Raw genomic sequence first — 16,471 nt, 5'->3', positions numbered from 1 at the left:
TTATTCCTCAATCAAGCCGTGTTACAGAGAGCCATACTTCTTGCGAAGGTGCTGACGAATCGTCTCTGCCAGGGTGTTCACCATGAAGGTAAACAGGAAGAGTACGAAAGCAGCCAGGAACAGAATACGGTAGTGGGTACTGCCCACCTCGGATTCCGGCATCTCTACCGCGATGTTTGCGGCCAGAGTACGCATACCTTCGAAGATGTTGATATCCATGATCGGGGTGTTACCGGTCGCCATCAGTACGATCATGGTTTCACCTACCGCACGGCCCATACCGATCATTACCGCAGAGAAGATACCCGGGCTTGCCGTTGGCATCACCACGCGCACCAGGGTCTGCCACGGGGTCGCGCCCAATGCCAGGGAGCCGTAGCTCAGATGCTTCGGTACAGCAAAGATCGCGTCCTCGGTGATGGAGAAGATGGTTGGGATAACCGCGAAGCCCATCGCAATACCCACTACCAGAGCGTTACGCTGGTCGTATGCGATACCCAGATCGTCGGTCACCCACTGGCGCATATCACCACCGAACAACGCAGCTTCAACGCCCGGCGCAATCCACAGACCAAACAGGGTGGTCAGGATCACAACAGGGATCAGCATTACTGTGTCCCAGCCTTCCGGGATCATGTAACGGATATGCTTCGGTGCACGTGCCCAGGCGAATGCGAAGGCCAGTATACCGAACGGAATCAGCAGCAGGCAGACAAAGATTCCGGCCAGGTTGGTTTCCATAAATGGTGCCAGCCAGAGACCCGCCAGGAAGCCCAGGATTACCGTTGGCAGTGCTTCCATCAATTCGATGAACGGCTTCACCTTACGACGCAGAGCCGGCACCATGAAGTAAGCGGTGTAGATCGCACCACAGATCGCCAGCGGCGTTGCCAGCAGCATGGCGTAGAAGGCCGCTTTCAGGGTACCGAATGCCAGCGGCATCAGGCTGTATTTAGGCTCGAAGTCGTTGGTCGATGCAGAGGACTGCCAGGTGTATTCCGGCTCCTGGTAACCTTCGTACCAAACCTTGCCCCACAGGGCATCCCAGGATACTTCCGGGTGTTCGTTGTCGATCAGCCAGAACGCCAGGGTGTTGTCTTTCTCAATCAGCAGAGCGTTGGAACGTGGAGACAAGGCAACAGTATCAGCCTGGCCCTGGGTCACCTGCTCAACCAGTACGTTACGGTTAGCTGTGGAGTTGTACAGACGCAGGGTGCCTTCGCTGTCCATGGTCGCGAAGCCCTTACGGCGGTGCTCCATAGACATTGCGTTCACTGGTTTAGAACCGGTTTCGAATTCACGGATCTTAGTCAGGCGCCAAACGTTTTGATCGTCACGCACCAGGAACCACTGGCTGATGTTGCCCTTGTCATCGGCAACCATCAGGGAGTTGCCGCCCAGCAGCAACTGGAAGCCAGTGATGTTGCCAGAGGATGCTTCCAGCACCTGAGTGGTTTCGGTGTCGGCAGACGCCAGATCCATCACCGCCAGCTTGTTGCTGTTACCGGAGATCAGCAACCAACGACGGTCCGGCATCAGCAGCAGCTTCTTAACCGGCATGTTCAGCGCTGGCAGCATCTCAGTCTCAATGCTGGTTTCCACCTCACCGGTCAGGAAGTTCTCCTCAAACGCCAGGTTTGCAACCGTCAGACCCTGGTTGGTTTTAGCGATAACGCTCCAGTTTTCCTCATCACCGTTCAGGGCCAACTCGTTGATAGCACTGTCTGTTACGGCCAGTGGCGCTTCACCAAATGGGTATTCGATGAACGGAGTGATAACACGTTTACCCTCAGGGTAGGTCGCCTTGTAGCTGTGCTTCAGTACCTGTACTTCACCGTTGCTCAGGCCTACCGCAAAAATACGGCTGGCATCAGATGCCAGGGCAAAGCTGGTGATCTCTGCACCGGCCGGTACAGGGATATTGGACTGTTGCAATACATCGCCAGTGCGGGTGTCAAAGAAGACAATCTCGCCTTCATCAGTGACACGCATGCCTATCTCTGCCTGCTCTTCCATGGTCAGGTACAGGGTTTTACCGCGTCCTGGTGCTTCGTAAGGTGCTGCAGTCTGGCCGTTTACCTGCCAAGGTTTAATCTCAGCAGAGTGGAACAGCGGTGCAACTTCATACAGCAGGTAGAAGAAAATCAGCAGGATGGCGATGATGACACTGATACCGCCGAAGGCGATACCTACAGAAGCCGACTTGTCTTTAAGGGCGCGGAACTTGCGCAGACGTTTGGCCGCTGGTGTGTCGAAATCGAGTTCAGTGGCTAGGTTTGTGTTATCAATGCTCATGGCACAAAGGTCCTGAGAGGTCCTGGAATTAGCGTCGGGCGTACAATAAGGCAAGTTTGTTACGCTATTGTTACAGGGGTGTCACTAACGCAAACGGGGGGCTCCTTTCGGAACCCCCCTGAATCTTTGAGACCCGTAGGTCTCGTCAGATAAACCGCTGGCTTACAGGCCCAGAGCAGACATCTGTTTTTCAACCAGCTTGGCTGGCAGTGGGATGTAACCGTCTTTTACAACAACTTCCTGGCCCACTTTAGACATAACCATCTTCAGGAACTCACGCTCCAGCGGAGCCAGTGGCTGACCTGGTTTTTTGTTCACGTATACCAGCAGGGAACGCGCCAGTGGGTAAGAGCCGTTCAGAGAGTTTTCAGGAGTCGCTTCTACGAACTTCTGACCTGGTTTCTTAGCCAGTGGTAATGCACGTACGGAAGACGTTTTGTAACCGATACCGGAGTAACCGATGCCGTTCAGGGAAGTGGACACGGACTGTACAACGGAAGCAGAACCTGGCTGCTCGTTTACGTTGTTTTTGAAGTCACCTTTACACAGTGCTTTCTTCTTGAAGTAACCGTAGGTACCGGATACGGAGTTACGACCAAAGATCTGCACAGACTTAGATGCCAGGGAACCTTCTACGCCAGCATCACCCCACTTAGTGATGTCAGCAGCGCCACCACACTTGCGCGTGGAGGAGAAGATGGCGTCAACCTGAGGGATAGTCAGGCCTTTAACCGGGTTGTCTTTGTGTACGTATACAGCCAGAGCGTCGATTGCGACCGCTACAGGAGTTGGCTTGTAACCGAATTTCTTCTCGAATGCAGCGAGCTCTTTGTCTTTCATCTTACGAGACATAGGACCCAGGTTAGCAGTACCTTCGGTCAGTGCAGGAGGTGCAGTAGAAGAACCGGCAGCCTGAATCTGGATGTTAACGTTAGGGTAAGCACGTTTGAACTCTTCAGCCCACAGAGTCATCAGGTTCGCCAGAGTGTCGGAACCGACGGAAGACAGGTTACCGGATACACCGGAAGCTTTCTGGTAAACAGGCAGGTTTTTGTCCAGCAGGTCTGCAGCGTTTGCAGTCATGCAGGTTGCAGAGATCGCAACAGCTGCAAACAGCTTCTTCATTGGTTTCATCTTTATCTCCAGAGAGAGAAGTTTTTTGGTTTGAAGTAATAATATGGGGCCTACTATAGAAGTGCTTTGTGACAGAGTTGTGACAGCATCGCGTCCATTTTTCTGCTCGCATAAAAAGAACTGATCCTAAGCGCCCAAGTGGGGGTGTATAATCAGTAGACTTTAGTTGTAACCGAATGATACCGTTGCAGCACGATCAATATCCGGACTCAGTAAAGTCACGGGTCTTGCTGTCTATATAGAAGGCTCTTCTGTGAGAGCGGTAAAAGTGGTGTGCACCGGATACGTGTAATTCCGGTGCTGACGAATCCTATAAATGTAGTTTGAGTGGAAACTGCACCATGGTAGATAAAAAAGAAGATCAGATTCTGTCACCGGAAGGTCAGTTGACCCTGACCCTGCCAGCAGATCCCCAGGCCACCAACATGTTTGGTGATGTTTACGGCGGCTGGGTCTCCTCCCAGATCGTACTGGCGGCCGAAATTAAGGCGGCTGAGGTAACCAGTGGTCGTGTTGCCACGGTTTCAGTCGGCAACATGGAGTTTATGTCACCGGTTCTGGTGGGCACTGTACTCTCCTTTTATACCCGCGTGCTGGAATCCGGTCGCAGCTCTTTGCGTATTCGCGTTGAGGTGTGGGGCCGTTGCCCGGATGGCAGTGACCTGCGTAAGGTGACTGAAGCCGAATGTGTACAGGTGGCGATCGACGGCCACGGCCACATCCGCGCCATCAACTTCGGCTAAGCCTCCATATGCTTTGGGGATGACCGTGCGACAACGGAATCCCCAATCTCCGCCTGCCCGCGCCTGTGCGCATCCCCTCCCTATTCGCGCTTGTCATACTGCCTGTCCCCTTAACCTGTCACTTGAATGTGATATGGTAGGATCAAACCCGAGGATGTTTGATACTGATCACTCCCGGCGTCGTGAACGGATTGCGGATACTTCCCCTAGCACCTAGACTGTTTGGCACCCTGAGCGGTCAGGACGACCTGCCAGAAGATTCAATAGGAGACTTCGTTTTGAGTACCACGAAGAAAGCAGCGTTTGAGGCAGAACTGAATACCGTGCCTCTTCTGGAATATCAGCAGTCCCAGAAACTGGTGCAGTGTTTCACTTCAAACGGCGAAGGAGAGCAGCGGATGCGCCTGGTGGAGATGGAAAACTTCCGTCTCTGGGAATACATGATGACCACCAAGCATGGCCTGGAGATTCTCGACCCGGAACCATGCCTGTGGATTCATCAGGGTGATTTCGATCGAAAGCAGGATATCTTCAGCCACGCGCCAAGCGTACGGGCGGTAAACCGGGTGGTGTTGAGTATCTACGATGAGGCTTACGGCTTCAGTCACTTTATCAACCGATTTGTTTGCGCTGAAGATACCGACCAGTTGATCGATATCCTAAAAGGCCACATGCAGGGCCGCCTCAACAACGGCGACGAGTGCGAAGTGATTGTGGTTGAAGGATACTGCGTACAGCGCTGGCAACACGAAAGCCTGCCGCCACTGATGGTGGGACTGTCCTGCTGATATAAAAGCTATATATCGCCGCTATATAAAAAGCCCTGGTGAAGACCGGGGTTTTTTGGTTTCTGGCTATCTGCTTTGCTGCAGTATTTCTGTCATCTGGTTCTGCTATAAGGAGACGGCTTATCGTACGCCACCGGGTGTGTTGCTGCGAGCCAGTGTCAGTCAGCACTGCTTCCAGTCTTCACCTGGTCTTCACCAAGCCAGTATTGAGTGTCTCCATGAAAAATAACCGCAAGCCACTGCCTCCACTGAAAGCGCTGAAAGCCTTTGAAGCGGCTGCACGTCTGCGTAGCCTGACACGTGCGGCGGAGGAGTTGCATGTGACACAGGGCGCGGTCAGTCAGCAGGTTAAACTGCTGGAGGAGTACCTGGATACACAGCTGCTGATTCGCAAGCCACGCAACCTGGAGCTGACCGATGCAGCACGGGCTTACCTGCCGGTCCTGACCGACGCCTTCAATAACCTGCTGGCCAGTACCAACGAGTTGTTTGGCACCGATCACCGTGCGCTGCTGACGATAAAGTGTGGCACCAGTTTTATGCAGCAGTGGCTGGTACCGCGTTTGAGTGACTTCTATGCCAAACACCCGGGTATCCGCATCCGTTTGATGTCCTCCGTCTGGCCGTCGCAGAATGAGGTGGAGGAAGCGGATGTTGAGATCTCCAACGGTTTCGGTGACTGGACCGGCATGCAGGTGGAGCGTCTGACGCGGGAAAACCTGATCGTAGTGGGCAGTCCGGAGTTTCTGGAGCGTTACGAGATCAACGACGATGCCATGAAGATCCTGCAGCTGCCGCTGATCAGCATTATTGGTGATCGTGAGAACTGGCAGCAGTGGTTCCGCAAACAGAACCTGAGCAACCTGATGCCGATGCCGGTATTGGAATGTGATACCAGCACCTCGGCTTTTGATGCGGCCTGTAACGGTATCGGTTTATTGTTGGCGCGTAGCTTTAACCTCAAGCCCATGATGGACCGTGGCCTGCTGGTGCAGGCGCACTCCTACACTCTGAAGGCGTCCGGCGCCCATTATCTGGTGCTACCCAACAAACCGCCGTCACCGAAAGTGATCGCGTTCCGCGACTGGTTGCAGGCGACTCTGGAAAGCGAAGAGCAGTATATCCGGCCGTAACTCCGCCACTGTTTTTTACAGATCCCAATAAAGAAAAAGGGTGTGGGATTCAGCGAAGCCCACACCCTTTTACTCCCCTTCAAACGCGCTACTTTTTAGTGCCTTAAAAATGCCACTCTACCTGGCGCCAGTTGCGCTCAATGGCCACGGCACGCAGGTGAGGATCGGCACTGACCGCCACCGGATTGCTGACCAGCTCCAGCAGTGGCAGATCATTGCGGGAGTCGCTGTAGAACCAGCTATCCTCAAGTGCTTCCTGTTCCTTTTCCAGCCACTCCTGCAGGCGAGTAATCTTGCCCCCCTGGTAGCTGATCACACCGTCGGGGCGGCCGGTGATAAGGCCGTTGTCGAGTTCGATCTCAACACCAATGGCATCATCGATTCCTAGGCGCTTGGCGATCGGTTTTACCAGAAAGGCAGTGGATGCAGAGATCACCAGACAGCGGTCGCCTTTGGCCTGGTGTTCGCGGATGTTGTCCAGTGCAGCCGGGCGTACATGGGGCATCACATAGTCACTGATAAAGCTGTTGATCTCGGCGCAGACAACGCTGAGTGGCAGGCCGATATGGGGGCCCAGCTGCATCAGCAGGTAGTCGCGCATATCCAGCTTGCCCTGTTTGTAGAGGGCATCCAGACGCGCCTCCTCCTGCAGCAGGGTGTCGCGGCAAGCGTGGCCGCGATCACCGATAAACTGCAGCCAGAGTCTAGACGCGTCCTCGTTGATCAGGGTGTCGTCCAGATCGTAAATAACCAGTGCCATGGGTCTTCCTTAGTCAAAGTCTTAAATCAAAAAACGGTGTGCTGTTATACAGCTCAGGCGTTGGCGAACCTGATCAGTTGCGCCTCTTCGTCACCCCGTTCGAGCTCGCGCAGTGTGTAATGGCAGCGGATGTGGTTGTGGCCGTCTTCCTGCCACGGTGGGGTCCATTCTGCACACATTCGCGTAGCCATCGGGCAGCGGCGCTGATAGGCGCAACCCTGTGCCGGCGGGTGCTGTTCGGAAGCATCGTCACCGGACAGCTGGGGTACATGATCCGGATCGGGTTCCAGTACCGCGTTCAGCAGGGCCTGGGTGTACGGGTGGTGGTAGCCGTTGAATACCTCATCTACCGGACCGACCTGACAGAGACGGCCCTGGTACAAGACCGCCACCTGATCAGCGATCGCTTTTACCACCGCCAGGTCGTGGGCGATAAACAGGTAGGTCACCCCTTTATCTTGCTGCAGTTCCTTAAGCAGTTTCAGCACCGCCGCCTGGACGGAGACGTCCAGCGCGGAGGTCACCTCATCGCAGAGGATCAGTTCCGGATCACCGGCGAAACAGCGGGCGATGGCGACACGCTGTTTTTCACCGCCGGAGAGCTGGCCCGGCATGCGGTCCAGGTAGTGGGGGGCGAGACGCACCAGATTCAGCAGCTCGGCCGCGCGCTGACGACAGGCCTGGACATCCAGTCCGTAGTAGAGCTTGAGTGGCTGTTGCAGAATTTCCGCTACGGTATGGCGTGGGTTCAGAGAGGCATCCGGGTTCTGGAAGATCATCTGCACGCGACGTTTCAGCTGGCTGTCGCGTTTCTCCACCGGCTCGTTCAGGCTCTCGTTGAGCAGCTTGATTTTGCCCTGGCGGGGTGGCTGGATACCGCTGATCGAGCGCATGATGGTGGATTTGCCGCTGCCGGATTCACCCACCAGGGCCAGGGTCTCACCACGCTTCAGCAGCAGGTCGATATCATCCACGGTCGCCACCGGTGGTTCGGTGCCACGTAGCTGCTCCCACAGCCCCGGTTTGTGGTAGCTGATCTGTAGTTTCTGGATATCCAGAAGCGCTTCATCGGTGGTACGGGGCACCGGCTTCAGTACGGTGACGTTGCTGCCTGTATCTGGCAGTTCGTCCGCCAGATGACAACGTACCTGGTGGCTGTCGCGTGCAATGACTGGTGCATTTGCCGACACGCAGTGCTCTTTGGCGTGTTTGCAGCGAGGGGCAAAGGCACAACCCTGCTTCACCGAACCCACTTTGGGTGGGTAGCCCGGCAGGGATGGTGGCAGACCGGTCTGGTCCAGGCGTGGGATCGAACCCAGCAGGCCGCGGGTGTACGGGTGGGCCGGGGTGCGCAGTACGTCGGCGCAGCTGCCCAGCTCGATAATCTCACCGGCATACATTACGGCGATGCGGTCGCTGATACGGGCGACGGCGCCCAAGTCGTGGCTGACGAATACCATGGTCATGCCGAGCTCGGCACGCAGGTTGCCCAGCAGTTCCAGAATGTGTGCCTGGGTGGTGACGTCCAGACCGGTGGTCGGTTCATCTAACACCAGCAGATCCGGGCTGCCCGCCAATGCCATGGCGATCGCCACACGCTGCTGCTGACCACCGGAGAGCTGGTGAGGGTAACGGTCCAGCATCGCTTCCGGTGCCGGTAGGCGGACTTGCTTGAGCAGTTCGATGGCACGTTGTTGCCACTGGTTGCGGGGCACATCGGAGTGCAACTGCAGTGCTTCGAACAGCTGGGCGCGGATCTTCATGGTTGGCGTCAGGGACTGGCCGGCGTTCTGCGGGATCAGGCCGATCATGCCGCCACGCAGTTTCGCCAGCTTTTTCTCTGATTTTTCAAACAGGTTATCGCCGTGGTAGCGGATCTCTCCGCTCTGCACCTGAGAGCCGCTGCGTAAAAAGGCCATCATCGCCAGCGCCAGCGTGCTTTTACCACAGCCGGATTCACCCACCAGACCGATCGCTTCGCCTTTTTTGATCTGCAGGGACACGTTACGCAGCACGCTTACCAACTGATTGTTGGCAGCGGTGTAGCCGAGGGAGAAATCTTTTACTTCGAGAATCATCTTGCTTGTCATTCTGTATGTCCTCCCCGATTACACCGGTGCCTTGGCACGGTCCAGACCGATCGCTTTGGCAAACGAGTCGGCGGTCAGGTTGATGCTGATAATCAGGGTTGAAAGCGCCAGGGCCGGAAACATCACGGCCCATGGGGCGATGGAGATCATACCGCGGGTATCGGCGATCATCAGGCCCCAGTCCGGCGTTGGCGGTACCACACCAAAACCCAGGAAGGAGAGGGAGCTGAACGCCAGCAACATCCAGGCCCAGCGCATCGCCGCTTCAACCAGCAGGGCATCCAGTACGTTGGGCAGCAGCTCTTTCACCACGATGGTGAGGCGGGATTCGCCACGGGTTTTGGCGGCCACGACGAAGTCGCGTGGTACATATTCCAGAGTGGCGCCACGTACCACGCGGATCACCGCGATGCCGTAGAAGAAACCCAGGGTCAGGATCAGAGTCCAGCTCTGCTGGCCGGTAAGCGCGATGATCAGCAGCAGGAACAGCAGCCATGGAATGGCCAGCAGGGCGTCAACAATACGCATCAGCCACTCATCAACTTTGCCGCCAACAAACCCCAGCGTGATACCGGCGAGGCCTCCCCAGACGATCGCCAGCAGGGTGCCCAGCAGAGTCACCATGATCGCTTCACGGCCGCCCATCAGGGTGCGGCTGAACAGGTCGCGGCCCATATTGTCGGTGCCAAACCAGTACTCGGTGCTCGGCGCCTGCAGCATGATGTAGCCGTTCTGCAGGGTCCAGTCGTGTGGCGCGATGTAGGGCGCCAGCACGGCAATGATCAGGTGGGCGCAGAGCACAAACAGGCCGATCATGCCGGCCGGAGAGCGGCGCATGTTCTTCCACACCTGCTTCCAGCGGGATTGCTTCTGGACTTCCGGCAGCGTGGTGTTCGCGGTAATTGCAGTCATCGTGGTTCTCCTCTGCTTATCGCGCGCTGCGCAGACGTGGGTTGAGCGCCAGGGATGAGAGGTCCGCCAGCAGGTTACAGGCCACATACACTGCTGCCAGGATCAGGGCGATTGCCTGCACCAGTGGCAGGTCACGGTCGTAGATGGCGCGGATCATCAGGGTGCCGATACCCGGGTAGTTGAACACTTGCTCGATAATCACCACGCCACCCAGCAACCAGGCTATGGTCAGGGCGATGATGTTGATCGCCGGTAGCATGGCGCTTGGTAGAGCATGCAGGAACACGATGCGCCAGTACGGCACACCCTTGAGGCGCGCCATCTGCACGAAGTCACCGGCCATCACGTCGATCATGGCGCTGCGGATCATGCGCAGGATGTGCGCCATCATCACCAATGCCAGTGTGATCATCGGCAGGATGATGTTGGGAATCAGTTGCTCCAGCGGTGCGTTGTGGCGCACGGTGGTGACCGCCGGAAACCACTGTAGCTGGATGGCAAACACGTAGATCAGCACCGTGGCGGTGACGAATTCGGGGATGGTCATGGCGAAGATGGAGCTGCCCGATATCACCATATCGGGGGTGCGGTCACGCCGAAGGGCGGCCAGTACACCGAGGAAGATCGCCAGTGGAATACCGATGAGCGCGGCGCCCAAGCCCAATACTGCGGTGTTACGCATCCGTGTAGCGACCAGGTCATTGATCGGTTTGTCCCGTTTCAGGGACGTGCCCAAGTCACCCTGCAATACACCCTTACCCCAGTCGGCAAAGCGTTGCAGTGCGGGTTGATCCAGATTGCGGGCCTGTCGGCAGTTTTCCAGACGGGTGCCCTGAGCGTCACGCCCAAGGTATGCGGTACAGACATCGCCAGGCAGTGCTTCGGTGACACCAAACACCAGCACACAGACGGTGAACAGTGTGAATACCGCCAGGCCAAGTCGTTGCAGAATCAGTTTAAACATAGCTACTCAATCAGAACGAAAAATGCCCGTGACCGGCGGCGTACCGCGATCACGGGCAGGGTTAAGACAGGTCTTAGTTAACGTCGACCTTGTTCCAGCGGATAGAGAAGTTCTCTACCGCGTCCAGGCCGGTTACTGCGCTGCGCAGTACGCGGGTCTGGTTCAGGTGGTAAGGGATCATTGCGCCGCCTTCTTCCCACAGGGTGTTCTGCAGGTTGGCGTACAGGCCTTTACGTTTTTCGAAGTCCAGTTCACTGCGTGCAGCGTCCAGGGCGGAGTCGAATTTGGCGTTTTTAAAGTAGGTCTCGTTCCATGCCGCGGTAGAGCGGAAGGCTTCGTTCAGAACCTGGTCAGCCGGGCGCTGGGACCAACGGGTCGCAACCACCGGGTGCTTCATCCAGACATCACTCCAGTAACCATCAGACGGCACCATGTTCAGCTTGATGTTGATGCCCGCTTTCTTCGCCTGTTGCTGGTACACCTCGATCATGCGAATCCATTCCGGCTCGTTGTCCGCCGCGCTGATCTCAACATCGATACCGTTTTCGAAACCGGCTTCTTTCAGCAGACGTTTCGTTTCTTCGATGTTCTGGTCACAGTTGATCTCGGTGCGGTACTGATCGCCGGACCATACCGGGTGGTCACAGGTCACGGTGCCTGCGCCTTCGCCGGATACCAGCTTCATCATCTCGTTGCGATCAACCGCCAGACGCAGCGCCTTACGTACCTTGGCGTTGTCGTATGGCGCGGTGTCGGTACGGAATACCAGGGCACGCCACTCGCCGGTCGCGATGCTCTGGGTCTTGAACTGTGGGTTGCTGGTGAACAGACGCTTCTGCTGGGACAGTACGCTGTCTTCGAAGTCGATCTGGCCCGCCATCAGGGCCTGTACACGGGCCTGGGAGTCAGGGATACCGATGATCTCCATGGCGTCAGCGGCTGGTGCGCCTTCCCAGTAGTTCGGGTTGGCTTTCAGTACGGTGGTACCTTCCGCGTCCAGTTCTTCCAGCATGAATGGACCGGAACCGATGCCGGTTTTGGCGATGGTGTCACCGCTGTTTTCCGGGATCATGCGAACACGGTAGTCCATCAGCAGCAGCGGCAGGTCAGCGTGTGGGGCAGACAGCTTGATCTCAACCTTGTGATCGTTGATTACGTCCACCTTCTCGATTACACCCAGTACGGCCGCCACCGGGGAGTCGATTGCAGGGTCCTTGATACGCTCCAGGGTGTACTTAACGTCGGCTGCAGTCAGGTCGGAACCGTCGTGGAATGTCACGCCTTCACGCAGTTCGAAGGTCCAGGTTTTCGCATCGGCAGATGCAGACCACTGGGTGGCGATATCCGGGCTTGGCTGACCGTTGGCGTCCTGGCGTACCAGGCGGCTGTACAGCATCTGATTGGCGTAGAAGAAACGGCTTGGGGAGATCGGGTCCAGAGATTCGGCACCGGCGTAACCTACGTCGTGGGCCAGACGGAAAGTACCGGCAACGGCGGCGGTACTGATCAGGGAGGTCGCTACGACCAGGGAGGTCATCAGGTGTTTCATGGTGGTCTCCTGTAACTTCAAGAGTCTGTCTAAATTAAGAATCGGGAACGTTCGAACTTGAACTGCGCAGCCGCTTTAGCGCGACTGCTGCAGGTATTCAGAGAAATCGTGGGTTTCCGGTGGCTGCTCCAGCAGGGAGGTGGCCTGCCATGGGGTCTCTACACCCAGGATCTGCGCCATGGTTGGGGCAAAACGGGTGTTGTCGGCGATGCCCAGCCGCTGCTGGGGGACATCCGGTCCGCTGAAGATGCAGAAGCGGAAATCGGCCCATGTGCCCGGGCGCATTCCGTGGTTGGAGGTGTACTTGGACGGGCCGTAGATCCCTTCGGTACCTGGGACCGCGGCTTCAAAGCTGATATCGGAACCGGCCGGGACCATAAAGGCGATCAGCTGTTCCTGCTGTTCGGCTGGCATGAAGTCGCTGCTGCAGATCTCCATACCTTCCGCGAGCAATTTATCACTGACTTCCTGTGCCTGAACGGCATCGCGTGGTTTCACCAGCAGCACGCCACCTTCACTGGACCAAGTCACGTCGTCGCCCAGCAGGCGGTCAACGTAGAGGCCCTGTGGCATACCCGCATGGCCGTGGTCGCTGACAATGGCAAAGTTGTACAGATCACCTTTTCCGGCTGCATCCAGGCGGGCCAGCAGGGTACCGATCTGTGCATCTGCGACTCGCAGGGACCAACGGGTGAGGGCGTGATCCGGGCCGTACTTATGCAGGAAGTAGTCGGTAATGGCGATCTCCAGCAGGATGTAATCCGGCGCCTGCTCCGAGCAAGCCAGACCGGCTGCGATGTCGAGCAGCTGCTGATCGGCCAGCATACCCAGCTGCAGCTTGATGTCCGGGCTGTGGTTTGGTGTTTCCGGTGTTTCGCAGTTCAGCGCAGCGATACGGCTTTCCGGATCGTAGGTTTTGCCCGCATGTTGCCACTGCAGATCTGCTGGCAGGGGCTCTGCATCTTTGCCGCGCATCAGCATCTCGTCGACCCACCACGGACCGTGATACAAGGTGCAGTCTTCCGGGCGTACCATGCCGTAACCGATGCAGGCCACGTCCAGACCCTGCTTTTTGGCCAGACCGGGCAGCGTGTCCACTTTGACGTCGTATGGGTTGGCCCAGCGGAAACCGCCGTCGGCAAAGATGTAGTTGCCGTAGACACCGTGCTCGGACGGGGCAACACCGGCGATGATGGAGGTGCGGCCCGGGCAGGAGGTACCGCACATCTCCGGACGCATCCCCTTCAGCTGCGTGCCGGTGCGTGCCAGACGGTCGAGGTTTGGCAAGTGCTGACGGTACTGTTCAAAATGATCGGCGTTGATGCCGTCGATCATGATCATGATGAGTTTGCCCACGGTGCTTTGCTCCTCACTACGGGTGGATTCGATGGGGAGAATCCTAGGAGCGCAATGTGTCAGCGGCGTTATAAAAGCTGAGTTTTTCTAATAGCATTTCGGGGAAATGCCCTAGTTTGTCTAATGGTAAGGCTGCAGGCCGCGTCATTTCTGGGCTGCCATATGTGGCAATGTTGTGGAACCACTCGTGTGATCTTTTCGTGATAACGGCGATGCAGCGCCCGCCACTGTGTACTTTGTCTGTAAACGTTTGAGTTTAAAGTCGGTTTGAGAATTGTTATCGACCGGAGGCGGATAGGGACTTAGCTCAGCACTGCGCACAGGGGCATGGCTGTGTATAAATTGACCAGGCCTAGTTTTTCTAAGGAGGGCCTCCGTGGGGCTGTGATAAAAATAAGCGGGGTCTGGTGTCTAAGGTTTTATTTTTTAGGCGCTTTCGTCTTGTAAAAGAAGCAGTACATGTGAGGTAAGGGCAATATCGAGCAATAAAAAAGGAGGCATCAAGCCTCCTTTCTAATAGTTACGTGCTCTGATCAGAGCGGCTGCAAGTTGGCGAAGCCCGCAATCAGGATCTTCGGACCTTCAAAGTCGAAGTTGATATACACCCGCGCTTTTGGACCGGAACCTTCAAAGTTGGTGATGGTGCCTTCGCCAAACTTCTGGTGCATCACGCGCTGCCCCAGGGCCAGGTTGGTGGCCGGTACTTCCGCACTGGAGAGTGAGCTGCCGCCGCCAAACAGGCTGGATTTCTCCGGGCGGGCTGACACAGGTCGGGAGACACTGGCGTTGAGGCGTACCTCCTCCAACATTTCGTCCGGGATCTCGCGGATAAAACGTGATGGACGGTTAAAGGTTTCCTGACCGTGCAGACGGCGGGATTCTGCATAGGTGATGTGCAGCTTCTGCATGGCACGGGTGATACCCACGTAGCAGAGGCGGCGCTCTTCTTCGAGACGGCCGGGTTCCTCCACCGACATCTTGTGCGGGAACAGACCCTCTTCCATACCCGCCAGGAACACCAGTGGGAACTCCAGACCTTTCGCCGAGTGCAAGGTCATCAGCTGCACACTGTCCTGGTGCTCGTCCGCCTGGGCGTCACCGGCATCCAGTGCCGCCTGATCCAGGAAGGCTGCCAGCGGCGAAGTGAACGCCTCTTCGAAAGACTCGTCCCACTGGTTGAGGAACTGCTTGGCGGCGTTGGTCAGTTCCTCCAAGTTCTCGATGCGGGACTGGGCTTTTTCGCCTTTCTCTTTCATGTGGTGCTCGATCAGGCCGGAACGCTGGATCACGTGTTCGGTCTGTTCGTGCAGCTCGGTGCCTTCGGTTTCGCGGGTCAGGTCGTTGATCAGGTCGAGGAACACCACCAGCGCGTTGCTGGCGCGGGCTGGCAGTTTCTTCAGACCCACAACCTCAGTTGCCGCGCGCCACATGGAGATCTGCTCGGTACGGGCGTGCTCGCGGATCACCTCCACGGTGCGGGTGCCGATGCCACGGGTCGGCACATTGACCACACGCTCCATCGCCGTGTCATCATCGCGGTTGGCAATCAGGCGCAAGTAGGCGAGGGCGTTTTTGATCTCAAGGCGGTCGTAGAAACGCTGCCCACCGTAAATACGGTACGGCATACCAGCCCGGATCAACGCTTCCTCCATCACACGGGACTGGGCGTTGGAACGGTACAGGATCGCCGATTCGCGGCGCAGGTTGCCGTCGCGAACCCACTGGTCGATCTGGTCGACAATAAAGCGCGCCTCGTCCTGCTCGTTAAAAGCGGCGTACAGCGAGATCGGCTCGCCGTCGCTGGAGTCGGTGCGCAGCTCTTTACCCAGACGGCCCATGTTGTTGCGGATCACCGCGTTGGCTGCCTGCAGGATGGTGTTGGTGGAGCGGTAGTTCTGTTCCAGCTTGATGGTTTCCAGACCGGAAAAGTGTTGCTCCAGGTTCTGGATGTTTTCGATCTTGGCGCCACGCCAGCCGTAGATCGACTGGTCGTCATCACCTACAGCCATGAGTTTACGGTCGTTACCGGCCAGCAGGCGCAGCCAGCCGTACTGGATGCTGTTGGTATCCTGGAACTCGTCCACCAGGATATAGCGGAAACGCTCCTGGTAATGGGCGAGCAGGTTCGGGCGGCGGTCGCGCAACAGTTCCAGCGCGCGCAGCAACAGTTCGCCGAAGTCGATCATGCCGCCGCGTTCACAGGCCTGTTCGTAGGCCTGGTACATCTTCAGCATCATCTGGTTGAACTGGTCACCGATTGGTTCGATATGCTGTGAGCGCAGGCCTTCGTCTTTTTGTTCGTTGATGTACCACTGGAACTGACGGGCCGGCCAACGGCTCTCGTCCAGGCCCATCTCTTTGGCCAGACGTTTGATCAGGCGCAACTGATCGTCGCTGTCCATGATCTGGAAGTTTTCCGGCAGCCCGGCATCCTGCCAGTGGGAGCGCAGCAGACGGTGGGCCAGACCGTGGAAGGTACCGACCCACATCCCCTGCGGGTTGATGCCCAGCAGTTCTTCGATACGTCCCCGCATCTCGCGTGCGGCCTTGTTGGTAAAGGTCACCGCCATGATGGAGTAAGGCGACATCCCTTCGGTCTGGATCAGCCAGGCGATACGGTGTACCAGTACGCGAGTTTTACCGGAACCGGCGCCAGCCAGCACCAGCATGTTTTGCACCGGTGCGGTTACCGCTTGGCACTGGGCGTCGTTTAGGGATTCGATGATGTGGGTAACGTCCATAGAACT

12 protein-coding genes are annotated in these 16,471 nt (G+C 57.0%); 3 read left to right on the top strand and 9 right to left on the bottom strand.

The window, feature by feature from the left end; all coding sequences use genetic code 11:
* Positions 1 to 21: 21 nt before the first annotated feature.
* A complete protein-coding gene (locus ACEQ15_RS02755; RefSeq protein ID WP_370277501.1) occupies positions 22 to 2,295 on the bottom strand; it encodes an ABC transporter permease subunit in 2,274 nt (757 codons plus the stop codon).
* A 162-nt stretch (positions 2,296 to 2,457) separates the two neighbouring features.
* On the bottom strand, positions 2,458 to 3,429 hold the full coding sequence (locus tag ACEQ15_RS02750; protein ID WP_370277500.1) for a PstS family phosphate ABC transporter substrate-binding protein: 972 nt from the start codon (positions 3,427 to 3,429) through the stop codon (positions 2,458 to 2,460).
* A gap of 341 nt (positions 3,430 to 3,770) precedes the next feature.
* Between ACEQ15_RS02750 and ACEQ15_RS02745 the strand changes: the two genes are divergently transcribed.
* From ACEQ15_RS02745 to ACEQ15_RS02735, 3 genes are all read left to right on the top strand, one after another.
* Positions 3,771 to 4,172 carry an acyl-CoA thioesterase gene (locus tag ACEQ15_RS02745; RefSeq protein WP_370277499.1) on the top strand — a complete coding sequence of 134 codons (402 nt, stop codon included), beginning with the start codon at positions 3,771 to 3,773 and terminating at the stop codon, positions 4,170 to 4,172.
* 278 nt (positions 4,173 to 4,450) lie between these two features.
* On the top strand, positions 4,451 to 4,960 hold the full coding sequence (locus ACEQ15_RS02740) for a hypothetical protein (RefSeq protein WP_370277497.1): 510 nt from the start codon (positions 4,451 to 4,453) through the stop codon (positions 4,958 to 4,960).
* A 218-nt stretch (positions 4,961 to 5,178) separates the two neighbouring features.
* Positions 5,179 to 6,093, top strand: coding sequence for a LysR substrate-binding domain-containing protein (locus ACEQ15_RS02735; protein WP_370277496.1), 915 nt, complete (start codon positions 5,179 to 5,181; stop codon positions 6,091 to 6,093).
* 103 nt (positions 6,094 to 6,196) lie between these two features.
* Here the strand turns inward: ACEQ15_RS02735 and ACEQ15_RS02730 are convergent, their stop codons facing one another.
* The 7 genes from ACEQ15_RS02730 to uvrD all read right to left on the bottom strand — a co-directional run bounded on the left by ACEQ15_RS02730 (position 6,197) and on the right by uvrD (position 16,465).
* Positions 6,197 to 6,853, bottom strand: a complete 657-nt coding sequence (locus tag ACEQ15_RS02730; protein ID WP_370277495.1) for an HAD family hydrolase — start codon at positions 6,851 to 6,853, stop codon at positions 6,197 to 6,199.
* Positions 6,854 to 6,906: 53 nt separating this feature from the next.
* Complete coding sequence (locus ACEQ15_RS02725) at positions 6,907 to 8,943, bottom strand: dipeptide ABC transporter ATP-binding protein (RefSeq protein ID WP_370277493.1); 2,037 nt, start codon at positions 8,941 to 8,943, stop codon at positions 6,907 to 6,909.
* Positions 8,944 to 8,961: 18 nt separating this feature from the next.
* Positions 8,962 to 9,855: an ABC transporter permease gene (locus ACEQ15_RS02720; protein ID WP_370277492.1), complete on the bottom strand. Its 894-nt coding sequence runs from the start codon at positions 9,853 to 9,855 to the stop codon at positions 8,962 to 8,964.
* 16 nt (positions 9,856 to 9,871) lie between these two features.
* Positions 9,872 to 10,819, bottom strand: a complete 948-nt coding sequence (locus ACEQ15_RS02715) for an ABC transporter permease (RefSeq protein WP_370277491.1) — start codon at positions 10,817 to 10,819, stop codon at positions 9,872 to 9,874.
* Positions 10,820 to 10,892: 73 nt separating this feature from the next.
* Complete coding sequence (locus tag ACEQ15_RS02710; RefSeq protein WP_370277490.1) at positions 10,893 to 12,368, bottom strand: ABC transporter substrate-binding protein; 1,476 nt, start codon at positions 12,366 to 12,368, stop codon at positions 10,893 to 10,895.
* A 75-nt stretch (positions 12,369 to 12,443) separates the two neighbouring features.
* The gene (locus ACEQ15_RS02705; RefSeq protein WP_370277488.1) at positions 12,444 to 13,724 is read right to left on the bottom strand and encodes an alkaline phosphatase family protein; all 1,281 of its coding nucleotides are present in this window, start codon (positions 13,722 to 13,724) and stop codon (positions 12,444 to 12,446) included.
* A gap of 533 nt (positions 13,725 to 14,257) precedes the next feature.
* Positions 14,258 to 16,465, bottom strand: coding sequence for a DNA helicase II (gene uvrD, locus ACEQ15_RS02700; RefSeq protein ID WP_370277487.1), 2,208 nt, complete (start codon positions 16,463 to 16,465; stop codon positions 14,258 to 14,260).
* Positions 16,466 to 16,471: the final 6 nt, after the last annotated feature.

The organism is Pontibacterium sp., assembly GCF_964228735.1.
GTDB lineage: Bacteria > Pseudomonadota > Gammaproteobacteria > Pseudomonadales > Balneatricaceae > Pontibacterium.
The sequence above is the reverse complement of the archived record's forward strand: the minus strand, read 5'-3'. Positions and strand labels throughout refer to the sequence as shown.